The sequence below is a fragment of the Actinacidiphila glaucinigra genome, from assembly GCF_035918135.1.
Classification (GTDB): domain Bacteria; phylum Actinomycetota; class Actinomycetes; order Streptomycetales; family Streptomycetaceae; genus Actinacidiphila; species Actinacidiphila glaucinigra.
The window spans coordinates 7,779,885-7,800,851 of record NZ_CP109144.1; the positions used below are offsets into that span (position 1 = coordinate 7,779,885).

Below are 20,967 nucleotides of genomic sequence, written 5' to 3' on the forward strand. Positions count from 1 at the left end.
CCGCATCGCCCCGGGCATCGGGAGGATTACCGAATCCCCGAAGCGCCGGATCCCCGGATCCGTCAGGGGGAGGGCGGGAGCCCGTGCCAGTGCGCCATCGCCGCGGCCTCGGTGCGGCTGGAGGCACCGAGCTTGGCCAGGATGTTGGAGACGTGGGTGCTCGTCGTCTTCTGCGAGATGTAGAGCTCTTCGGAGATCCGGCGGTTGCTGTACCCCTTCGCGACCAGCCCCAGCACCTCCGATTCACGCGGGGTGAGTCCGAACGGAGCCGGTTCGCCGGCGGTGGCGGACGAGGCGGCTGCCGCGGCGGCCGCGGGCGCTTCCTGCTTCTTCGCCGGGTCCGTGCCGGCCCGGCGGATCGCCGCTTCGACGTCGGCGAGGAGCAGGCCCGCCCCGAGGCCGGTGGCGATCCCCCGTGCCCGGCCCAGCCGGTCGAGAGCCGCCGCGCGGCGCTGGTTTCCGGCGAGCAGGGCGCGGCCCTCGCCGTGGAGTGCCGCGGCCGACTCGTAGGGACGGTCGACGGTCGCGAAGGCGGTCACGGCCAGGGACCACAGGTCCGGGTCGTCGTCCCCTTCGGCGCGCCCCAACTCGGCCTGCAGCAGGCGCTCGTACCCCGCCCATACGGGGAAGACGGCGTCGAGCCGCCCGGCGGCGCGGCGTATCGCGGCGAGGACGTCGGGCGAGGGCCCGTCGAGGGAGGCGGAACCGCGGGCCTCTGCCTCGACCGCCGCCGCGGTGCGCAGCATCGGCAGCGACCAGCGGACGGGTCCGGTGGTCAGGCCCGCGGCGTCGGCCCGCAGGAACTCGGCCCGGGCGTCGGCGAGACGGCCCTGGCCAACCGCGATCTCCATCGTGCAGTGGCTGAGGGCGACTTGGAGCTGGGTTTGGAGCTGCTCGGTGCCGCGCAGTTCGTCCGCGAGCGCCAGCTGCCGGGCGGCGCCGTCGGCGTCCCCGCGGTGGAGCAGGTGGTACGCGCGGCGGGCCGCGAACGTCCAGCGCGGCAGGTGCGACCGGGCGACGGCGGCGGCCTCGTCGAGGGCCGCCTCGGACTCCGCCCAGCGGCCCAGGGAGAAGAGGCTGATCGACCTGTTCGAGTGCACCCACCCCTCGTGGTCGGCCAGGCCGAGCGACCGGCAGAGCGCGATGCCGTGGTCGGCGGCCGCGACCGCCTCCTCGGAACGGCCCATGCCCTCCAGGATCGACGGCAGGTTCTGGTTGGCCCGCCCGGCGATGCCGAGTTCGCCCAGTTCCTCCGCCCGTCGTCTGACCTCGTACAGCTCGGCGATGCCGTCGCCGTCGCCGTCGGTCTCGGAGTCCAGCAGGCACCTGGTCATCCGGGCGTGCAGTTCCAGTGCCTCGGCGCCGAGGGCGGACGCGTACCGCACGGCTTCGTCGGCGGCTGCCCGGTTGTCCGGACCGGGGTGGACGGCGCTCCAGTTGGCGATGTGGACCAGGACGTCGGCGTGGACCGGAGAAGGGGCGAGGCCCTCGACGAGTTTCCGCGCCGTCTCCAGGTCCTGCCATCCGTCCCCGCGGTTCAGTCCCTGGATCAGCCGTGAGCGCTGGGTCCGGAACCACGCGGCGCGCAACCGGTGCGGCTCGCCCTCCGGCGGAAGGCCGGCCAGCGCGGTGTCGGCCAGGCGCAGGGCCGTGTCGAGGCTGCCGCAGTGCAGGGCGGCGACCACGGCGGTCGCGAGCAGGTCCAGGCGTGCGGGCCCGGCCCCTTCCTGTCCGGGGCCGCCGCGCGGGTACGTCTGCGGGCAGCGCGGGGCGGGCAGGGCCGCTCGGGCCTCGTCCGGGACCCGGTCCCACAGTTGGAGCGCCCGCTCCAGGTGCCACAACTGCTCTGTGTAGGCGTAGCAGTGACGTGCCTCCTCGGCGGCCGTGACGCTCATGCGCAGGGCCTTCACGAAGTCCTGCGCGGCGTGCCAGTGCCGGGCCAGACGGCAGGACAGCTCCACGGCGGGCACGAGCGCGGGGTCCGCCTCCAGTGCCTTCGCGTACCGGCGGTTGATCAGCGCGCGTTCGCCCGGCAGCAGGGTCTCGCTGACGGTCTCGCGTACCAGCGAGTGCCGGAACCGGTAGTCCGAGCCGTCCGGTTCGGGGACGAGGACCTGGGCGAGCACGGCCGCGCGAAGCCCCTCGATCAGTTCGTCCTCGGGCAGCCCCGCCACCTCCCGCAGCAGCGCGTACCCGGTCGCCGCTCCTCCTTCGGCGGCCGTGCGCAGGATGTGCTGGCTGGTCTCGGGCAGCGACTCCAGGCGGGGCAGCAGCACGTCGCGGAGGTCGTGCAGGTCGTGGAGTCCCGTGCCGGGGTGGTCCCGGCCGCCGGCCGCGAGCTCCTCGACGAAGAAGGCGTTGCCGTCGGAGCGGGCGAAGACCTCGTCGAGGACGGCCGGGTCCGGTGGTGCGCCGAGGATGCCGGCGAGCTGTCCGCCGACCTCGCCCCGGGTGAACCGGGGGAGCGCGACACGGCGTACGGACCGGAGCCTGCCCAGCTCCGCGAGCAGCGGGCGCAGCGGGTGCCGGCGGTCGATGTCGTCGGACCGGTAGGTCCCGAGGAGCAGCAGCCTGCCGCGCCGCCGGGTGCGGAACAGGTAGCTCAGCAGGTTGCGGGTCGAGGCGTCGGCCCAGTGCAGGTCCTCGACGACGAGCACGACCAGCCGGTCCGCGGCCAGGCGTTCCAGGACGCGGGTGGTCAGCTCGAAGAGCCGCGTCACGTCGTCGTCGCGCTGGTCGGCGGACGTCGCGCCCTCCGGGCCGGGGAGGATCCGGGCCAGGAGGTCCTCGTGGCCCGCGCTCGCCGCCCGCACCTCGTCGGGCAGCCGCCGCCACAGGACGCGCAGGGCCTCGGAGAACGGCGCGAAGGGCAGGCCGTCGCCACCGAGCTCGACGCACCCGCCGACTGCCGCGACGGCCGCCCTCGCCTCCAGGGACCGCAGCAGCTCCCCGACCAGCCGCGTCTTGCCGACCCCGGCCTCGCCCCGGATGAGGACGGCCTGAGGGTCCCCGTCGTCCGCGGCATCGGCGGCCCGCAGCAGCTCGGCGAGCTCGGCCTGCCGGCCCACGAAGACGGGGCTGACGCGTGGGCCTGCCGGGGTGGGGGCGCTCATCTGAGGGGACCTGTGGGGACCTCTGGGGGGTGACCACCGGGCGACGGGGGCAATGCCCCCTTCGTCGTGGTCAGGCGGACAATTCTCGCCGAAGAGTAACAACCTGTGGATCCTGTCCCGCGCGAGGGGAGGGGAGGCGACCCCCGCGGCGAGCCCCCTGACCGGCTCGGCCACGGGGCGCTGTGTTCGCGGGCGGGGGTTCCCGCGAATCGGCGGCTCCGACGGACGGCCGGGGCGGAGCGCCTCCGATGCTGGCCGAGCGGGGCCGTCCCGGCCATCGGGAGAACTCTTGATCGTCTTCCGGCGCCGGCGGGGGTGGTGCGGTGCGGGCCCCGCGGCAAGATGGGTAATTCTCCCGATGCCCTCGTGCCTCTGCCGCTGGGAGCATGCGTAGCGCTCTTCCGCGATCTCCAGACACCAATCGAGGCTTCAGCAGTGGTACGGACAGTCAACGAGCCCATGGCCGACGTGCGCGACATGGTTATGGCGCACACGATGATGCGCCGGGAGTTCCGCCTTCTCCCGCAACTCGTCCGGGAGGTGGAGGCGGGTGACGTCGGGCGCGCCGGGGTCGTGGCCGACCACGCCGACAAGGTGTGCCTGGTGCTGCACCTGCACCACGAGGGCGAGGACGAGGTGGTGTGGCCGCGCCTCCTGGAGCGCGGCGGTGAGCGGACCGCGGCCATCGTCCCCACGATGGAGGAGCAGCACCACGGCATCGACGCCGCCCTCACCGAGGTGACCGGGCTCCTCGCGGGGTGGCGCACCACCGCCCGGGACGGCGAGGCCCTCGCCGCCGCCCTCGAGGTGCTGCTCGACCGGCTCCTGGAGCACATGGCCCTGGAGGAGAAGGAGATCCTCCCGCTGGCCGAGGAGTACATCACCGCGGCGGAGTGGGCCGGGCTCGGCGAGCACGGCATGGCCAACAGCCCCAAGAAGGACCTGCCGCTGGCCTTCGGCATGGTGATGTACGAGGGCGACCCCGCGGTGATCAAGGCCGTCCTCTCGCACGCCCCGCTGGTGCCCCGGCTGATCATGCCGCTCCTGGCCCCGCGGCTGTACGCCTCGCATGCCAAGCGCGTGTACGGGACGCCGACCCCGCCCCGCGTCGGCGCCTGACCCGGTCCCCGTCCGGTGACGCGCGTACGCGGTACGCCCCGCTGGGCCCGTCTTCGGCGCGGGCCCGGCGGGGTTCCCGGCGTGGCGAACGCGGTCCGCCTCGGGCTCACGCGGGGAAGGCGTGCTTCCTGCCGCCGGCCACGGCCGCCGCGGCGGCCACGAGCAGGGCCAGCGCGGCCCAGGTGATGGACGCCGTCCCCAGGTCCGCGACCAGGAGGCCGCCGGCGAGGCCGCCCAGGGCGATGGACGAGGAGAAGACCGTGATGGTGATCGACTGCGCGACGTCGGCGGCCGCCCCCGTCGCGTTGATGGCGGCGCCGATGAACAGGCTGGGTGAGCTGCCGAAGGCGAAGCCCCAGGCCGCGACGGCGACGTAGACCAGCGCGGGCACACCGGAGGACACGGCGAGCACGAGCACGGTCAGCGCGAACAGCGCCGTGCTGCCCACGACGAGCCTGCGCAGGTGCCGGTCGATGTGGGTGCCGACGACCACGACGCTGAGGATCGACGTGACGCCGAAGGCGAACAGCACCCAGCCCGTCTGCGCTCCCATGCCCAGGTGCCCGAGCAGATCGGTGACGTAGGTGTACAGGATGTTGTGGGCGACCATGTAGGTCGCGAGCGCGAACAGGATGGTACGCAGCCCCGGTACGCGCAGGACCTGCGGGACGGTGAAGCGCTCGTCCGCCGACCGGCCCGGCGGGTTCGGCAGCGTCGCCGCGATCCACACCATGGTCAGCGCGGTCAGAGCGGCCGAGGCGTGGAAGGCGAGCCGCCAACCGCCCAGCGCGCCCAGCCAGGTGCCCAGCGGGACGCCCAGCGCCAGGGAGACCGGGGTTCCGGCCAGGGCGATGGCGATGGCCCGGCCCTGGCGCCCCTCGGGGGCGAGCCGGGCGGCGTAACCGCCGAGCAGGGGCCAGATGAGCCCGGTGCCCAGACCGGCCACGAAGCGGATCACGAGGGTGAGCGCGTAGTCGCCGGTCAGCGCCGTGAGCGCGTTGGTGACCGCGACGGTGCCGAGCGCGAGCTGCAGCACGTTCTTGCGGGGCCACTTCGCCGTCGCCCGGGTCAGGGGGATCGCACCGATCGCGGTGGCGAGGGCGTAGATCGTCACAGTCTGGCCGGTGAGCGACACGCTCGTGCGGAGCGTGCGGCTGATCTCCGGCAGCAGGCCGGCGGGCAGGCACTCGGTGAGGATGCCGACGAACCCGCTGAGGAAGAGGCCGAAGAGGGCCTTCCCGGGAAGCTGGTTCCGTCCGCGCGCTGCGGTGGACGGAGCTGTGGTGGTCGTTTCCGTCATTCTTCCTGGTCCATGAGCTGTGCGTGACCCGACGACACACGGGTGGACGGGTCCGGGCGGCACGCGATCCGCCGCGGCCGATCGCAGTGGCCCCGGGCGGTCGTCCCCCGGGGGCTCGTTCAGGCTGCTCCGGCCGCGCGGTGTTACCCAGAGCCCCGCTCCGCCTACGTCCCGTGTGCCTACCACCGGCAGGGACAGGCTCCGCCCGGCGGCCGGCGCGATACTGGGGCCCATGGCCAGCCACGCCGAGCTCCGCACCGGACCGGAAGCCGCGCCGGGTGCCGGTCCGGGACCCGGACCCGAGCGGCACCTCGACGCGCGCTCCGAGCTCAACGAGTTCCTGCGCACCCGCAGGGCCCGGCTCAAGCCGGCCGACGTAGGACTCGCCGAGTACGGCCGGCGCCGGGTACCGGGACTGAGGCGGGAGGAGCTGGCGCAGCTCGCCGGGGTGTCCGTGGCGTACTACACGCGGCTGGAGCAGGGCAACGGCCGCAACGTGTCCGTGGAGGTGCTGGACGCGGTCTCCCGGGCGCTCCGGCTCTCCGAGGCGGAGCACGCCCACCTGCTGCACCTGGCCAGGCCCGCGCAGCGCGGGCGCCGGCCCGCGGCCGCCCGGCGCGGGCAGGTGCGGCCCGCGGTGCGTGAACTGCTCTCGGCGCTGGAGGGCGTGCCCGCGTACGTGTGGGGCCGCCGCAGCGACGTTCTGGCATGGAACAGCACCGCGTCCGCGCTCTTCGGCGACTGGGCCGAGCGCGCCCCGGAGGAACGCAACTGGGCCCGGGTCACCTTCCTCGACCCGGCGGCGCGGCGGCTGTTCGCCGACTGGCCGGCCAAGGCCGCCGACGTGGTGGGCCAGTTGAGGATGGACGCCGGTCGGCACGCCGACGATCCGCTGCTCGCGGCGCTGATCGGGGAGCTCTCCATGAAGAGCGAGGACTTCCGGACGCTGTGGGCGGCCCACGACGTCAAGCGGAAGTCGCACGGCGACATACGTCTGCTGCACCCGCTGGCGGGCGCCCTCGCCCTCCGCTACGAGACCCTCGCACTCCCCGGCGATCCGGAGCTGTCCCTGTCGACGTACCACGCCGAACCCGGTTCGGCGTCGGAGGAGGCACTGCGCCTGCTGGCGAGCTGGGGCGCGGACGCCTCCCGGGACCGGTCCGCGGTGACGCGGGACTGATGGGGCTGATCCCCTCAGCGGCGGGCACGTCCGCTAGGCCGTGTCGTCACATGCCCTCCCCCAGCCTTCGGCCGGGGGTGCCCCCACCCCGCGGCGCTCCCCCAGCTGACGCTGGGAGGTGCCCCCAGGTACGGCGCCTCGCTGCGTTGTCGAATCGTCCGAGTAGCCCACTACGAGGACGACTCTCCGCCTTGCGATGCACCGCACTGGGTGCACCTCCCAGCGGTAGCTGGGGGAACCGCTGGGCCCGCCCTTCGGGCGGTGGGGGCACCCCCCAGCGGTAGCTGGGGAGCTCATGTGACGACACGGCCTAGGACAGGCGAGGCGTGGGCCAGTCCGGCTCCCACCGCCATGCCGACCACGCGGCGGCATCGGCGAACGGCCCGGAACGTTCCCCGACCATCGCCAGCGCCTGCTCGCGGGCGGCGTCGACGGCCCGGTGCTCGGCGTCGGTGACGACGCCGAGCCCGCGGACGTGGGCGTACTCGTCCTCGTCCTTCCACTCCCAGCTGGTCAGGTCGGGGGCGACGAGCAGGTCCACGACGAGGTCGAAGGTGTCGAACCCGTCGGCGGTCCGGATCCCGGGGCGCTCGAAGTTCACGTACCAGTTCCGCAGCCCGGCCGCGGTGTAGAAGGCGTTGACGCTGAACCAGGCGCCGGGCGGCTTCCACATCCGCAGCTCGGTGTCCTGCCACCGCCCGGGCGTCAGCTCCCACCGCCCCGTCGCCAGGGCGTCCATCGCGTCGGTGCGCCCCGAGAGTTCGCCGGCGGCGCGGGACCGGGCGTACGGGACGGGCCAGCGGGTCTGCGCGCCGGGGGCGCAGGCGGTCACCAGGCCCGTGCTGGTGTCGTCCAGGACGCGGAGCGCGTGCTCGCTCCACACGCGGCCGCCGCGGTCCACGTCGCGGCGCACCGCCGTCTGTCCGGCCCGCAGTGTGCTCATCGCCCTCTCCTCTCCTGTGCGCAAGTGGCAAGTATCCAGGCCACCGTTCGAGTGGCGGCTCCGCACCCGTCCGACGCGGCACGCGGGCCTGCGCCCGGAGATCGGTTTGACTCGGAGGTGCCCACCCACTCCCGGACCAGGATCGAACGGTGTGCCAGTGAGGACGACCGGTATCAGCCCACGCGGCAGCGTGGCCGAGAACCCGCTGCAAGGGCGCGTGGCCGTCGTCACCGGTGCCGCCAGGGGAGTGGGCGAGGCACTCGCCCGTCGCCTGTCGGCCCTCGGCATGCGGGTGGCGCTCCTGGGCCGCGAGGAGGCGACCCTGCGTGAGGCGGCCTCCTCGCTGCCCAGCCCGAACATCTTCGTCGAGGCGGACGTCACCGACCGCGCCGCACTCGAGGCCGCCGCCCGACGGGTGGACGCCGAACTCGGTCCCGCGAGCGTGGTGGTGGCCAACGCGGGGATCGCCGCAGGCGGGCCGTTCGCCCGGACCGACGCCGACCTCTGGCAACGGGTCATCGACGTCAACCTGGTGGGTGCCGCCAACACGGCCAGGGCCTTCCTGCCCCAGCTGACGCGGACCCGCGGCTACTTCCTGCAGATCGCCTCGACCGCGGCCTTCTCCTCCGCCCCGCTGATGAGCGCCTACTGCGCTTCCAAAGCCGGCGCCGAGTCCTTCGCCCAGGCTCTGCGCGGCGAAGTCGAGTTCGACGGCGTGACCGTCGGCATCGCCTACCTCCACTGGACCGGCACCGACATGATCACGGACCTCGACGACCACCCCGTGCTGCGCGCCCTGCGGCGGAGCCAGCCCTCCTTCGCCCGCCGCGTCCACCCGCCCGCGGAGGTCGCCGAACGGCTCGCCACCGGCATCGCCCGCCGCGCCCGCCAGGTGTACGCCCCGCCCTGGCTGCGCTGGTGCCAGCCGCTGCGGCCGCTGTTCCCCCCGGTGGTCTCCTGGATGGCCCGACGCGAACTGCTCGCTCTGGGAGACACGGAACTGGGCTCCGCCACCGGCGTCATGGGGGCCGGCGGCCGCGCCGACTGGGACGCCTTCACGTCGCCCGGCGAGCCGGAGCGGCCGAACCGCCCACCGCGCGGGCACGCCGACTGACCCGCTCGTACCCCTAACCTGTCGTCACCGACGCGGAGGCAAGAGGCGGGACGCATGGAGAACCTGATCGCTTTGGACGAGAACGGCCGCATGGTCCCCACGGACCCGGGACTCCTGGCCCGGACGGTGGCCGGACTCCTCGACGGCCCGCTCGACCAGCCCGCGCAACTGCGCCGGGCGGGGGTGGGGTTGCTCGTGCTGGGCCGCCACGAGGAGGCCGTCGACCTGCTCGAGCGGGCGCTGGCGGGCGCCGAGGGCACGTTCTCCGTCGCCGTCCACATCAATCTGGGCGACGCCCACCGCTACGCCGGTGATCCGGATGCCGCGGAACCTCACTACCAGCGGGCGCTCCGCCTTTCCGAGGCCCTTGCTCCGGACCTGCTCTCCTTCTGCTTCCAGCACCTGGGCAAGCAACGGCTGGACCAAGGACGGACAGCCGAGGCCCGCACCCTGCTGGAGGAAGCGCTGCGTCAGCGGCGCGCCGAAGGGGATCCCTCCCTCATCGCCGCCACCGAGAGCGCCCTGCGGCTGGTCGGCCAAGCCGAAGCCGCGCGGGCGGCGGCCCCGGCACCCGCTCACCCCGTCAGCGGGGAGGGCGTCGGCCGGTGAGTCCGTGCCACTGGTCCCGGGCGGCTTCGAGGCCCGCGAGTGCTTCGGCGAGTGCCGGGTCGCGGCGCTGGCGGGCGGTCACCGTGCCCAGGCGCCTGCGGGCGTCCTCGGCCGCGCCCGTGTCCGCGTGCGCCGCCTTCAGGTCGTCCTCCGCCTTCTTGACCGACCTGGCGCGCTCGGTGAGGAAGGCCCTCTCCTTGGCGACCGCGTTCTCGATGCGGACGCTGAAGCGGCGCACGGCGTCCTCGGCGTGCTCGCCGGGCGTGAAGGATTCCAGGTGCACGCCGTCCGGTCGCCTGAGGTAGATGTGGTCGCCGACCTGGCTGTGCTCGAACCGCACCTCCAGGCAGTCCAGGGGCAGCACCTTGGTCTGCGGCCCGGATATGACCATCACGTGCTCGTGCAGGGAGACTTTGCCGAGCGTCGCGACGAACGCGCCCCTGCCCGGCCGGCGCAGACGGTCGAGGTGCCGCTCGGCGTCGCCGACGCGACGCCGGTGGGAGCGGTCGGCCCGGGCCACCTGCGCCCTTGCCCCGGCCAGTTCGCGCCGCGCCCTGCGCCGCAGCTTCCGGACGGCCCGCCGGGCGCGGTCCAGGGTGTCCCTGTCGGTGTCATGACGGCCGGAGAGCGCGAATCTCCAGCCGCCGGGGTATCGGTGGAGCCGCCGCGCCACTCCAGCGAGCACGAGGATCACGACGGTCAGGGTCATCCCCGCTATGCCCACGTGCCCACCTCACCCAGTGACAGCCGCCGAGGTGCTCAGGCGCACGGGGCGGAGGAACCAGTCGAAGGTGCCTAATCCGGTGCATATCGGAAGATATGCCCAGTCAAGTCTTCCTGGATGCGTGCGCACTGGCGGCAATTCCGGACGTCCCGTCGTATCCGGCTCAGGGGGCTGACGTGGTGTCGGCTCGCATCGGGGCGCGTCGTCACGCGCTGTGGAGCTTTTGGGCTGCGCCCCGAACGTCAGCGACCTGCCCGCCGGGGCGATCCGGGGCGAACGGGGCTCACGCCGCGTGGTGGGCCAGTCCGGCGTGCGGGTCGGCCATGCCCGGTGCGGGCGCGGGGTCGGCGTGGACCAGGGCGGCGGTCAGGCGGGGTACCGCGTGCAGCAGGGCGTGTTCGACCGCGACGGCGACGTGGTGGGCCTGCCGCACGGTGAGGTCGCCGTCGACGACCACGGCCACCTCGGCGCGCAGCCGGTGCCCGATCCAGCGCAGCCGCAGTTCCGCCACCTCGCGCACCCCCGGCACGTCGAGCAGGGCGTGCTCGGCACCGTCGACCAGCGCCGGGTCGACGGCGTCCATGACGCGCCGGAAGACCTCGCGAGCGGCGTCGCGGAGCACCAGCAGGATGGCCGCGGTGATGGCGAGGCCCACGATCGGGTCGGCCAGGCGCCAGCCCAACGCCGCGCCCGCGGCGCCGAGCAGCACGGCCAGCGAGGTGAAGCCGTCGGTGCGGGCGTGCAGCCCGTCCGCGACGAGCGCGGCCGAGCCGATCTTGCGTCCGACGCGGATGCGGTAGCGGGCCACCCACTCGTTGCCGATGCAGCCGATCACCGCCGCGACGGCCACGGCGGGCAGGTAGGCGACGTCCCGCGGGTGCAGGAGCCGGTCCACGGCGGTCCAGGCGGCGAAACCGGCCGACGCGGTGATGGTGAGGACGATGACGATCCCGGCGAGGTCCTCGGCCCGGCCGTAGCCGTAGGTGAAGCGCCGCGTGGCGGCCCGCCGCCCGAGGACGAAGGCGACGCCGAGCGGCAGCGCGGTCAGGGCGTCGGCCGCGTTGTGCACGGTGTCGCCGAGGAGGGCGACCGAGCCGGACAGGACGACGACCACGGCCTGGGCGATCGCGGTGACGCCGAGGACGGCGAACGAGATCCACAGGGCCCGCATGCCTTCGGCGGAGGACTCCAGGGCCCGGTCCACCTTGTCGGCGGACTCGTGCGAGTGCGGGCGCAGCAGGTGTCCCAGCCGGTGGCGCAGACCTGCCGTGCCCCGGCGGCCCTCGTGGCCGTGCGCATGCCCGCGATCCCGTCCCTCGTCGTGGTCGTGCTGCGGGTGCGGGTGTGTGTGCCGACCGTTCATGGGTCCGCCTTCCGGGGGTCGCGGGTGGACACGGGCTGAGCCTTCCCCTCATTATGTGCATATGAACGCACGCATGCACCTATCATCTGCGCATGGTGCGCATCCGCGAGAACCGGGCACCGAGCACTACGCCCGCGGGGCGGAGATCCTGAGCCTGCTCGCGGACCGCACCCGCCTCGCCGTCCTGCACACGCTCACCGAGGGGGAGGCGGACGTCTCCACGCTGACCGCGCGGGTGGGCGCCGCGCGCCCCGCCGTCAGCCAGCACCTGGCGAAACTCCGGATCGCGGGCCTGGTCTCCTCCCGCAAGGAGGGCCGCAGGGTCGTCTACGAACTCTCCGACGGCCATCTGCGCAGGCTCGTCGACGAGGTACTCAACCTCGCGGATCATCATCTGGGCGGCAAACCACCGCATGCCTGAAGCCGTTCCGGGATGCTTCATGGCGTAATGTGCGGCCTGTGCGAGGCCGCCACCGCGGAACGTGCCCGACGTTCCTCGTCGCGCTGCTGGCCGCATTCTGCTTCACCGTGGCCGGCTCGCCCGCGCACGCCCACTACGGCCTCCACGCGCACGCCCATCCGGCGAACGCGGAGGAGCGGCCCCACCCCGTCGCTCCGCACCACCCCGGCGAGGACTGCTCCCCGGACACCTCCGAACTGCCGGGGTCGCGCACCGGACCGCGTGAGCACGGACCCGGCCCCACGCAGACCGGCGTCGCCGACACGGCGCCCGGACAGGTGCCCGCCTCGCACAACACACCGGGGAGCGCCCCGGCCCCCGACGCCCGTATAGCGACCGCGGAGCCCTCCGTCCTCTGCCTCTGGCGCATCTAGAAGACGCCCCCCAGGACCGGCTGACGGTCCCTCACCCCCGCCCGTGAGCGCACGGGAGGCGGGCGAGTCGTGCACGGCACTCTTCCCGATACCAGAAGGCGGACACCATGAACGAGCCCACCACCGGCCGCGACCTCGCCTCCGCGGTCGGCAACACGCCCCTGCTGTGGATCTCCCACCCCCTCACCACGCCCGGACGCGGCTTCTGGGCGAAACTCGAAGGCGCCAACCCCGGCGGCATCGAGGACCGCTCCGCCGTCCACATGGTCGGCCGGGCCCGCGAGCGCGGCGACCTCCTCCCCGGCGCGACCGTCGTCGCGTCCACCAGCGGCGCCTTCGGGCTCGGACTGGTGCTCGCCGGACGGGTCTTCGGCCACCCCGTCACGCTGGTGACCGACCCGGACCTGGAGCCGGACATGAAGCGCCTGCTGCGCTCACGCGGCGCCCGCCTCGACATCGTCCGCGACGCCCACCCCTACCGGGGATGGCAGGAGGCCTGCCGCAGGCGCGTCGGCGAACTGCTCGCGGCCGAGCCTGGGTCGTGGTGCGCCGACCCGTACGACAACCCCGACAACGCCGACGCCTACACACCCCTGGCCAGGGAGCTGACCGAGCAACTGGGCCGGGTCGACGTCCTGGTCACCAGCGTCGGCACCGGGGGCCACTCGGCGGGCGTCAGCCGCACACTGCGCGCCCTCAACCCCGACCTGCACGTCATCGGGGTGGACACCGTCGGCTCCATCACCTTCGGCCAGCCCGTCAGGCCCCGCCTCGTACGGGGCATCGGCAGCAGCATCCACTCCCGCAACGTGGCGTACGAGCAGTTCACGGAGGTGCACTGGGTCACCCCGGCGGAAGCCGTCCACACCTGCCGGGCCCTGGCGCGCTCCCACTACGCGTCCGGGGGCTGGAGCGTCGGTGCCGTCGCCCTCGTCGCCGGATGGGCCGCCCGCACCCACTCCTCCGGGGCACGCGTCGTGGCTGTCTTCCCCGAAGGCCCGCACCGCTACCTGTCCACGGTCTACGACGACGAGTACTGCCGGGACCGCGGGCTGCTCGGCAGCGCCCCGGCCGCGGAACCCACGGAGATCGCCTCGCCCCACGACGGCGAGGCCACCCGCTGGACCCGCTGCCGCACGGTGACGAACCCCGTGGCGTCCCTGATCGCCCCGCCGGCGCATCCCGCGGAGGCGCCCGAGGCCGTGTGACGCGGCGCCGCCGCACGGGCGGTCGTGTCCGCCGGCCCGGCGAACACGACCGCCCCGTACGCGAACCGAGGCGACGGGACCCGCCGCGCTTCTGCCCGCCCGGGCCGCCCGGGGGGCCGCCCAGCCCCTGTCGCACGGCGGTGACATTCGGTCGCCCCCCTGTGACAGGAATCCGCAACTCGTCACGCGTGAGGCGACGTCTTCCGGGTCCGAGACAAGAGGCCGGAGTGCCGCTCCGCCCTTCGCACACCATCGGAGGACCCAACAGTGATGCGTTCACCTCTGGCAATCGTCGCCCTGGTGCTCCTCGCCGCGACAGCGACCGCCTGCGGCTCGTCGGGCACCGGCGCGAAGGCGTCCCCCGCGAAGTCGGCCCCCGCTTCCGCCGACAAGGGGAAGGGAGCGGCCTCGGACGGAGGTTCGTCGGAGGACGGCAGGAAGATCGACGCCTGCACCCTGCTCAAGCCCGAGGAGATCACGCCGATCATCGGTGAGAACGACGGCGGGCACCCTGACGCCGGTGTGGGGGAGAGCGTCTGCAGCTGGGAGAACCAGGACACCTACCACTCCGTCACGCTGAGCATCGGCTCGCCGAGGACGGCCGGCTCGGAGGCCGACGGTGCCGAATCGATGATGACCGCGTTCACCGTCGGCGACCGCCTCTGCACCCTGCAGGTCGTCACCCTCGAGCGGGACGCCGACAAGAAGTCCGAGGCCGAGCTCATAGACCTCGTCCGCACGAGAGTGTGATCCCGGTCCCCGCGGGCCGGAAGGCTGCTCCCGGCCCGCGGGACGCGCACGCACCCCGGCCGGACGCGGCCGGGTTGCCGCTCGAGCTTCGTCGGCGCCGGCGACTGGGTCATGCCCGTGCTCGGCTGGGGGCTGGTCGTGACCTTCGGCATCTACGTCGCCGGCGGCGTCAGCGGCGCGCACCTCAATCCGGCGGTCACGCTCGCCTTCGCGGTGCGCCGCCGGTTCCCGTGGGTCAAGGTCGTCCCGTACGTGTTCGCGCAGCTCGTGGGCGCGTTCGCCGGGGCCGTGCTGGTGTACGCGGTGTACCACGACGCGATCAGCGCCCTCGACCAGGCCATGAAGGGGCCGAAGACGGACGGGCACACGCTCGCCAGCTTCTCGATCTTCGGCACCGTCCCGGCCTCGTACTTCCACGGGAGCCTGTGGGGCCCGCTGGTGGACCAGATCGTCGGCGCGGCGTTCATGCTGATCTTCATCATGGCCGTCATCGACCTGCGCAATCCCGCCGTGCGGGTCTACCTGGGCCCGGTGGTGATCGGTCTGGCGGTCGCCGCGATCGGACTGTCGTACGGCGCGAACGCCGGATACGCCATCAACCCCGCGCGCGACTTCGGTCCGCGGCTGTTCGCCTGGGCCATGGGATGGGGCGAACTCGCCCTGCCGGGCTCCCAACCGGGCGCCTTCAGCGACTACTTCTGGGTCCCCATCGTGGGCCCCCTCATCGGCGGCGTCATCGGGGTCCTGGTCTACGACCTCTTCATCGGCGACGTCCTCCACATCCGCACGCGCATGGCCAAGGGCCCGGAAGTCGGCTGCACGCGTCCGGTGACGACCACGCCGGATGCGAGCGCCCTCGCACGACGCGGATGACGGCGGCGCCCCGCCCCCGGGGGCGGGGTGGGGCGCCGGCGGCGGGCGCGGGGGCTACGGAAGCATGATCGTCTTGGACTGCCGGATGACCTGCTCGGCGCGGGCCCCCATGTCCTCGTCGATGGGCGGTGGTGCCTCGCCGGGGCGGGCGGGTGTGCTGTGGTCGAGCATCAGCTGCTCGAGGCCGGGCGGCGTGTAGATGAAGAGCAGGCGCGCGGCGTGGATGCGCTTGTTCTTGAAGCCGTGCCGGATCCCCTTGGGCACGTGGATGAAGTCACCGGCCACGGCGGTGAACTCGTGGTCGCCGTCCACGAACTCCAACTCGCCGTCGAGGACGTAGAACGTCTCGGCCTCCTCCGTGTGCGCATGGGGGACCGGGCCGCCGCCGGCCGGAACGGTGGCCTCGACGAAGCCGATGTTCCCGTTGGTCTGCGCGCCCGTCGCCTTGATCGTGTAGACGTCGTCCGCGGCCCATACGGTCGGCCCCTGGCCGGAGGGCACGTAGAGCGCGCCGCGCCGGTTCCATATCGGGTCGTCGGGATCGGTCTCGGTCAGCAGAAAACTCATCGTGTCTCCGTGGCAGTGGTGGGACGACCGGCCTTCTTGCCCCGAGCCTAGCAAAATACTTGACGAGTCAAGCATGTGTCGCGTCGGCGGGGGTGGTGTCGCCGGTCGACCTGCCCCAGTATCCGGAGGTATGCGTGGTGCCGCCGACTCCCGACCGAATGCGCCGACCCTGCTCCACGTCCACGGGGCGTGGCACGGCTCCTGGTGCTGGGACCGGGTGCGGTCCCTGCTCGCCGCCGACGGCTGGGCGACGCGCGTGGTCGACCTGCCCAGTGCCGGGCAGGAGGCCGCCGGAGTCCAGGAGGACGCGCGCGAGGTGCTGCGGGGGCTGGAGGGGGTCGAGGGGCCGGTGGTCGTGGTCGCGCACTCCTATGCCGGCGTCCCCGTCACCCAGGTCGTCGCGGAGGCGCCCGGGATTGCCCATGTCGTCCACCTGACCGCCTACCGGCTGGAGGTCGGCGAGAGCGTCCTGGGCTATCACGGGGTTGCCGTCGCCCACGAGCCGCGGGGGTTCCGGCCGGTGCCGGACGACCCGGTCGCCACGTTCTACGGTGACGTGCCGCAGCGGGAGGCCGAGGTGGCGGTCGCGCGGCTGGTTCCGCAGAGCACGAAGTCGTTCGTCGAGCCGCTGACCGGTGCGGGCCGGCGTGCGGTCCCGTCCACGTATGTCGTGTGCGAGCGGTACCGGGCCCTGCGGCCGGCCCTCCAGGAGGACATGGCCGGCCGCACCGCCGGTCCGGTGCACCGGCTGCCCAGTCACCACTCGCCGTTCCTGTCGATGCCCGGGGCCTGCGCCTCGCTCCTCGCGCGGATCGCCCACGATGCGACCGCTTGAGCGGGGTGGCGCGGTCGGCCGGCGTCGCCGGAAAGCGAAACGGACGATGCTCGTCCCGCCGGGCCGGGCTCGCCTGACGGGCCGGCAGGTCCCGCAGGGCCGAGCGGTCCCGCGGGCCCCGCGGGCCCCGCCGGGCCTGGGGCTCCGGGGGGTCCCGGCGGGCCGGGAGGCCCGGGGCGGCGGCCCGCTCGGGCGGTAGCCGGGTGCGGCCGGGACGAAGAAGCAGGGGAAGGCGGAGTTGCGCGGGGCGACGACTTGCTCCGCCGCAAGGGGCGTCGCGGCGCGTTCCCCGGTGCCCGCGTGCGCCATACCCGTCACGGCACCGGACGTCAGAGCCGCACTCGCGGCCACCGTCCACACGCGCGCACAGCTCGGACGGCGTCCGGCCGACACCGCTCGGCCGACTCGGCGGATCACAGCATCAGGTGGGGGTCTTGGCGGCGGGCTGCGCCGCGTCTCCCGCCGAAAGAATCACCCCGGGTGACATCTGACGCACCCTCAGTGGCTGACCGGGTGATGGGCCCGGGCCCCGCAGGGGGGTGGTGTGCCGGGGCCGGAAGGTGCGATTCCGTGGTATCCAGGGCTGAGTTGGGGCGACCGGCAGGCGGGGGAGAGCCGTGAGGGTACTGGGCGGGGCGTTGCTGGCCGGGGTGGTTCTCGCCGCCGGGGTACTGGGCTCCACGGGCTGCACCCTCACCATCGGCGAGACCGCGGGTGCGCCGGCGGACGGCGCAGTGGCCACCGCGACCGCTTCCGCCGCGTCACCGTCGTCCGGGCCACCGTCGGCGTCGGCGTCGGCGTCGGCGTCGGCGTCGGCGTCGGCGTCCGCATCGGCGTCCGCATCGGCGTCCGCATCGGCGTCCGCATCGGCGTCCGCATCGGCGTCCGCCTCCGCCTCGCCCTCCCCGTCGTCCTCGCCGAGCCGTGGCGCGACACCGGTCCCCGTCCGCGGGCCGGATCAGAAACTGGTGGTCATGACCGTCAGCGGCGGCTTCGCGGGCGTCCACCAGGAGGTGACGCTGCGGGGTGACGGCACCGTCCTCACCAGGGAGAGGGGCGGACCCGTGGTGCGCCGTGCCGGCGCCGCCCGTTTCAAGGAATTGCGGATCCTGCTGGGCGACCCGGCACTGGAGGACGTACCGGACTTCACGATGAACATGTCGGCGCACGACATGTTCCAGTACACCCTGCAATTCAACGGCCGCACGATCATGACGGACCGCTCCAGCAGGCTGCCCGCGCTGGAACGGCTCATCAACGCGCTGAGCCGCTGGCTGCCGAGGAGCTGACCCCGAACGCACCGCCCTGAACGACGGAGACAGGAAATCCGTACGCCAGGAATACGGAAGATGAATTCCCCCGCCGTCCTGAGGCACAACTCACCATTTCCCGCCCGGGCGGGCCATCGGTGCCGTGTGAGAATGCTTGGGTCCAGGCCCAGAAGCAGAGAGCCAGAAAGATCCGATGCAATCCTCGGTGTACACGGCCGACGTCGGCGCCGGCACGGCCCAGGGGCTGGTCGGTCGCGCGGGCGACGTGGAGCGCATCGAGGGGTTGCTCGGCTCGGTCGATTCCGGCGGCGCGGTGCTGCTCACCGGCGACCCCGGGGCGGGCAAGACGGCGCTGCTCGGCCACCTCGCCCTGAGGGCACTGGCAGCCGGGGCCAGGGTGCTGCGGGCGGCGGGCACGGAGTCCGAGAGCGGAGTGGAGTACGCGGCGCTCAACCAGCTCCTCTTCCCGCTGTGGGAGGAGGACCCGCCGGCCGTGGACGGGACCCACAGCGCGGCCCTGCGGGTGGCCCTGGGCTTCGGCGAGGGGGCGCCGCCCGAGAGGTTCCTCGTCTCGAACGCGGCCCTGGTGCTGCTCCGCCGTGCGGCCGCCGCGACGCCGATTCTGCTGGTCGTCGACGACCTCCAGGCCGTGGACCCGGCCAGCGCGGCCGTGCTGGGCTTCGTGGCCCGCCGGCTCGCGGGCAGCCGTGTCAGGTTCCTCGCCGCCCGCAGGGGACGTCGAGGCCGCGCCGAGGCCGGCGTACGCGTGGAGTACGAGGTCCTGCCGCTGGACGAGGGCGCGTCGCGTCTCCTGGCGAGCGCGTCCCATCCGGACCTCTCCGCTCCCGTCGTGGAGTGCGTCGTCGCCGCCGCGCAGGGCAATCCGCTGGCCCTGGTCGAACTGCCGGCGGCCCTGACGGGGCCGCAGCGCGCAGGTCTGGAGCGCCGGCCGGCCGCGCTGCCGCTCACCCGGCGTCTGCGCGAGGTCTTCGGCTCGTGCGTGGCGGGACTGCCCGCGGCGACACGTCGCCTGCTGCTGGTGCCCGCGCTGGAGGGGACGGGGGACCTGGCCGTCCTGCAGTGCGCCGCGCAACGGCTCGGCGCCGGGGCGGATCTGGCGGATCTGGAGGCCGCCGAGCGCGACGGCCTCGTACGGATCGAGGAGTTCGACCACCGTATGAGCTTCCGGCACCCGCTGTACCGTGCCGCGGTCGTCGACGCGTCCACCTCCGCGGAGCGCCGTCGCGTGCACCGCGAACTCGCCGAGGTGCTGCACGACCGTCCCGACCAGCGTGCGTGGCACCTGGGGGAGGCGTGCGTCGAACAGGACGAGGACGTCGCGGCGTTGCTGGAGGGCACCGCCCACCGGGTCCTGCGGCGCGGCGACGCCATGGCCGCGATCCGCTCCCTCACCAAGGCCGCGCACCTGAGCCCGGGCGCGGCCGACCGGGGCCGCCGGCTGGCCGCGGCCGCCTACATACGCGCGGACGCCTCCGGTGAACTGACCATGGCCTCCCGCCTCCTGGACGACGCCCGGCGCTTTGGCTCCGACGACCGCGCGTCCCTTTACTCGGCCGCGGTCGCCGTCCACCGGCTGCTCGACGGCGAGGGCGACATCGACACGGCCCATCAGATCCTCCTCGGCGCGATCGAGAACGGCGACCATCCCCACGGGGCCTGCGACCCGGCCCTCGAGGAGGCCCTCTACCTCCTGCTGCTGCTGTGCTGCCTGGGCGGCCGGGCGGAGTTGTGGGCGCCCCTCCACAAGATCCTGGAGCGCCTCGGACCCGACGCCCCCCGGCTGCTGGCAGTGAACGTCGCGACCCAGGGCGATCCCGCGCGCACCGCCCTGCCGGCGATGGGCGACCTGGAGGAACTCATCGCGGGCCTGCCGCAGGAGACCGCCCCGTCGAGGATCACGCGGATCGGCACCGCCGGCATCGCCACCGACCGGCTCACCGGAGTGCGCGACGCCGTCTCGCGCGTCCCGTCCCAGGGGCGCAGGCAGATCGTCACCCTCCCGCTGTTGTGCACGGACGCGTTCCTCGCGGGCCGGTGGGACGACACGACCCAACTGGCCGACGAAGGACTGCGCCTGTGCAAGGAGCACGCCTTCGAGGCCGTCTCCTGGTACTTCCTGTACTACAAGGCCGTCGTCGCGGCGGCGCGCGGCGAGGCCGGCGTCGCCGAGGAGACGGCCGACGCGATGGGCGCGTGGGGGACGTCCCGCGGCGCGCACCATCTGGTGACCCTGGCGGAGCACATACGGGTGCTCGTCGCGCAGGCGGAGGGCGACTTCGAACGCGCCTACCGGCACGCGGCCGCTATCAGCCCGCCCGGCGAACTGGCCCCCTACACCCCCGTGGCGCTGCTGGTGGTCGGGGACGTGGTGGAGGCGGCCGTACGCACCCAGCGGCCGGCCGAGGCCGCAGCCCACGTGGCCGCCGCCCGGCACGCCGGGATCGCCGCGCTCTCCCCCCGCAGGGCCATGCTCGTCGACGCGTCCTCCGCGATGGCCGCCGAAGCGGACGAGGAGGCGATCGGGCTGTTCGAGCGGGCCCTGGCGCACCCCGGTGTCCAGCAGTGGCCCTTCGACCTGGCACGCGTGACCCTCGCCTACGGCGAACGGCTGCGGAAGGCGCGATCGACCACCGACGCCAGGGCGTCGCTGAGCGCGGCACTGGCGACCTTCGAGCAACTCGGCGCGCGCCCATGGGCGGACCGGGCGAAGCGCACCCTGCAGGCGACCGGATGGATGGTCAAGCGCGCCGACGGGCCCGAGTCGGTCAGCCTCACCCCGCAGGAACTCGAGATCGCCCATCTCGCCGCCTCCGGACTGACCAACAAGCAGATCGCCGAGCGGCTCTACCTCTCCCCGCGCACCGTGGGCGGCCATCTGGGCCGGGTCTTCCCCAAGCTCGGCATCACCTCCAGGGCGGCGCTCCGCGACGCCCTGACGGGCCTGGCCAAGCGTTAGCCGCGGTGAGTGCGAGGTCCGCCCCGCGGCCACTGCACGGGCGGGCAAGAGGCCGTGCACAACGGGGCAAGGTTCCCGGCGCGAAGGCCTTTTACGGTCGAGGTGTCCCACCACGAATGGGGCATCACTGCGCGGGTCCGGGGCCGCTCGTGGATCCGTCGATCCCGGCCCCGCGCACGGACCTCGA

The 20,967-nt window shown here is 73.8% G+C and carries 17 protein-coding genes and 1 pseudogene; 12 read left to right on the forward strand and 6 right to left on the reverse strand.

Features of this window, described 5'->3' with window-relative positions; translation table 11 throughout:
• Window positions 1-62: 62 nt before the first annotated feature.
• Window positions 63-3,113 carry a helix-turn-helix transcriptional regulator gene (locus tag OIE69_RS35140; RefSeq protein ID WP_326578664.1) on the reverse strand — a complete coding sequence of 1,017 codons (3,051 nt, stop codon included), beginning with the start codon at window positions 3,111-3,113 and terminating at the stop codon, window positions 63-65.
• Window positions 3,114-3,548: 435 nt separating this feature from the next.
• On the opposite strand from OIE69_RS35140, the gene OIE69_RS35145 reads away from it, so the two are divergent.
• Complete coding sequence (locus OIE69_RS35145) at window positions 3,549-4,232, forward strand: hemerythrin domain-containing protein (protein WP_326578665.1); 684 nt, start codon at window positions 3,549-3,551, stop codon at window positions 4,230-4,232.
• A 106-nt stretch (window positions 4,233-4,338) separates the two neighbouring features.
• On the opposite strand, the gene OIE69_RS35150 is transcribed toward OIE69_RS35145, so the two are convergent.
• Entirely contained in the window at window positions 4,339-5,532 is a 1,194-nt protein-coding gene (locus OIE69_RS35150; RefSeq protein ID WP_326578666.1) for an MFS transporter, read from the reverse strand.
• Between the two features lie 232 nt (window positions 5,533-5,764).
• Between OIE69_RS35150 and OIE69_RS35155 the strand changes: the two genes are divergently transcribed.
• Window positions 5,765-6,712 carry a helix-turn-helix domain-containing protein gene (locus OIE69_RS35155; protein ID WP_326578667.1) on the forward strand — a complete coding sequence of 316 codons (948 nt, stop codon included), beginning with the start codon at window positions 5,765-5,767 and terminating at the stop codon, window positions 6,710-6,712.
• Between the two features lie 310 nt (window positions 6,713-7,022).
• On the opposite strand, the gene OIE69_RS35160 is transcribed toward OIE69_RS35155, so the two are convergent.
• Window positions 7,023-7,655, reverse strand: a complete 633-nt coding sequence (locus tag OIE69_RS35160; protein ID WP_326578669.1) for a DUF402 domain-containing protein — start codon at window positions 7,653-7,655, stop codon at window positions 7,023-7,025.
• Between the two features lie 157 nt (window positions 7,656-7,812).
• On the opposite strand from OIE69_RS35160, the gene OIE69_RS35165 reads away from it, so the two are divergent.
• Both OIE69_RS35165 and OIE69_RS35170 read left to right on the forward strand, forming a co-directional pair.
• A complete protein-coding gene (locus OIE69_RS35165) occupies window positions 7,813-8,769 on the forward strand; it encodes an SDR family oxidoreductase (protein WP_326578670.1) in 957 nt (318 codons plus the stop codon).
• Window positions 8,770-8,823: 54 nt separating this feature from the next.
• Window positions 8,824-9,378: a tetratricopeptide repeat protein gene (locus OIE69_RS35170; protein WP_326578671.1), complete on the forward strand. Its 555-nt coding sequence runs from the start codon at window positions 8,824-8,826 to the stop codon at window positions 9,376-9,378.
• Here the strand turns inward: OIE69_RS35170 and OIE69_RS35175 are convergent.
• A complete protein-coding gene (locus tag OIE69_RS35175) occupies window positions 9,353-10,102 on the reverse strand; it encodes a hypothetical protein (RefSeq protein WP_326578672.1) in 750 nt (249 codons plus the stop codon). The two genes, OIE69_RS35170 and OIE69_RS35175, sit on opposite strands and share 26 nt — an antisense overlap.
• Before the next feature lie 283 nt (window positions 10,103-10,385).
• Window positions 10,386-11,465: a cation diffusion facilitator family transporter gene (locus OIE69_RS35180; RefSeq protein WP_326578673.1), complete on the reverse strand. Its 1,080-nt coding sequence runs from the start codon at window positions 11,463-11,465 to the stop codon at window positions 10,386-10,388.
• A gap of 61 nt (window positions 11,466-11,526) precedes the next feature.
• Between OIE69_RS35180 and OIE69_RS35185 the strand changes: the two genes are divergently transcribed.
• From OIE69_RS35185 to OIE69_RS35205, 5 genes and pseudogenes are all read left to right on the forward strand, one after another.
• Window positions 11,527-11,886, forward strand: a complete 360-nt coding sequence (locus tag OIE69_RS35185; protein ID WP_326578674.1) for an ArsR/SmtB family transcription factor — start codon at window positions 11,527-11,529, stop codon at window positions 11,884-11,886.
• 38 nt (window positions 11,887-11,924) lie between these two features.
• The gene (locus OIE69_RS35190; protein ID WP_326578676.1) at window positions 11,925-12,299 is read left to right on the forward strand and encodes a hypothetical protein; all 375 of its coding nucleotides are present in this window, start codon (window positions 11,925-11,927) and stop codon (window positions 12,297-12,299) included.
• A gap of 107 nt (window positions 12,300-12,406) precedes the next feature.
• The gene (locus OIE69_RS35195) at window positions 12,407-13,507 is read left to right on the forward strand and encodes a PLP-dependent cysteine synthase family protein (protein WP_326578677.1); all 1,101 of its coding nucleotides are present in this window, start codon (window positions 12,407-12,409) and stop codon (window positions 13,505-13,507) included.
• A gap of 270 nt (window positions 13,508-13,777) precedes the next feature.
• The gene (locus OIE69_RS35200; protein ID WP_326578678.1) at window positions 13,778-14,257 is read left to right on the forward strand and encodes a DUF3558 family protein; all 480 of its coding nucleotides are present in this window, start codon (window positions 13,778-13,780) and stop codon (window positions 14,255-14,257) included.
• Window positions 14,258-14,314: 57 nt separating this feature from the next.
• Window positions 14,315-15,130: pseudogene (locus OIE69_RS35205) on the forward strand (MIP/aquaporin family protein); the annotation flags it as partial.
• 54 nt (window positions 15,131-15,184) lie between these two features.
• Here the strand turns inward: OIE69_RS35205 and OIE69_RS35210 are convergent.
• The gene (locus OIE69_RS35210; protein ID WP_326578679.1) at window positions 15,185-15,697 is read right to left on the reverse strand and encodes a cupin domain-containing protein; all 513 of its coding nucleotides are present in this window, start codon (window positions 15,695-15,697) and stop codon (window positions 15,185-15,187) included.
• Window positions 15,698-15,827: 130 nt separating this feature from the next.
• Between OIE69_RS35210 and OIE69_RS35215 the strand changes: the two genes are divergently transcribed.
• The 3 genes from OIE69_RS35215 to OIE69_RS35225 all read left to right on the forward strand — a co-directional run bounded on the left by OIE69_RS35215 (window position 15,828) and on the right by OIE69_RS35225 (window position 20,780).
• Window positions 15,828-16,532, forward strand: coding sequence for an alpha/beta fold hydrolase (locus tag OIE69_RS35215; RefSeq protein WP_326578680.1), 705 nt, complete (start codon window positions 15,828-15,830; stop codon window positions 16,530-16,532).
• 974 nt (window positions 16,533-17,506) lie between these two features.
• Entirely contained in the window at window positions 17,507-17,821 is a 315-nt protein-coding gene (locus OIE69_RS35220; RefSeq protein WP_326578681.1) for a hypothetical protein, read from the forward strand.
• A gap of 175 nt (window positions 17,822-17,996) precedes the next feature.
• The gene (locus tag OIE69_RS35225) at window positions 17,997-20,780 is read left to right on the forward strand and encodes an AAA family ATPase (RefSeq protein ID WP_326578682.1); all 2,784 of its coding nucleotides are present in this window, start codon (window positions 17,997-17,999) and stop codon (window positions 20,778-20,780) included.
• The last annotated feature ends 187 nt before the right edge of the window (window positions 20,781-20,967 follow it).

What these genes read in the sequence shown, in the direction of transcription:
- OIE69_RS35170 (WP_326578671.1), top strand. Translation starts at nt 8,824, where the DNA reads ATGGAGAACCTGATCGCTTTGGACGAGAACGGCCGCATGGTCCCCACG.
- OIE69_RS35160 (WP_326578669.1), bottom strand. Translation starts at nt 7,655, where the DNA reads ATGAGCACACTGCGGGCCGGACAGACGGCGGTGCGCCGCGACGTGGAC.
- OIE69_RS35185 (WP_326578674.1), top strand. Translation starts at nt 11,527, where the DNA reads ATGAACGCACGCATGCACCTATCATCTGCGCATGGTGCGCATCCGCGA.
- OIE69_RS35225 (WP_326578682.1), top strand. Translation starts at nt 17,997, where the DNA reads ATGCAATCCTCGGTGTACACGGCCGACGTCGGCGCCGGCACGGCCCAG.
- OIE69_RS35140 (WP_326578664.1), bottom strand. Translation starts at nt 3,113, where the DNA reads ATGAGCGCCCCCACCCCGGCAGGCCCACGCGTCAGCCCCGTCTTCGTG.
- OIE69_RS35215 (WP_326578680.1), top strand. Translation starts at nt 15,828, where the DNA reads ATGCGTGGTGCCGCCGACTCCCGACCGAATGCGCCGACCCTGCTCCAC.
- OIE69_RS35155 (WP_326578667.1), top strand. Translation starts at nt 5,765, where the DNA reads ATGGCCAGCCACGCCGAGCTCCGCACCGGACCGGAAGCCGCGCCGGGT.
- OIE69_RS35210 (WP_326578679.1), bottom strand. Translation starts at nt 15,697, where the DNA reads ATGAGTTTTCTGCTGACCGAGACCGATCCCGACGACCCGATATGGAAC.
- OIE69_RS35180 (WP_326578673.1), bottom strand. Translation starts at nt 11,465, where the DNA reads ATGAACGGTCGGCACACACACCCGCACCCGCAGCACGACCACGACGAG.
- OIE69_RS35200 (WP_326578678.1), top strand. Translation starts at nt 13,778, where the DNA reads ATGCGTTCACCTCTGGCAATCGTCGCCCTGGTGCTCCTCGCCGCGACA.
- OIE69_RS35195 (WP_326578677.1), top strand. Translation starts at nt 12,407, where the DNA reads ATGAACGAGCCCACCACCGGCCGCGACCTCGCCTCCGCGGTCGGCAAC.
- OIE69_RS35150 (WP_326578666.1), bottom strand. Translation starts at nt 5,532, where the DNA reads ATGACGGAAACGACCACCACAGCTCCGTCCACCGCAGCGCGCGGACGG.
- OIE69_RS35220 (WP_326578681.1), top strand. Translation starts at nt 17,507, where the DNA reads ATGACCGTCAGCGGCGGCTTCGCGGGCGTCCACCAGGAGGTGACGCTG.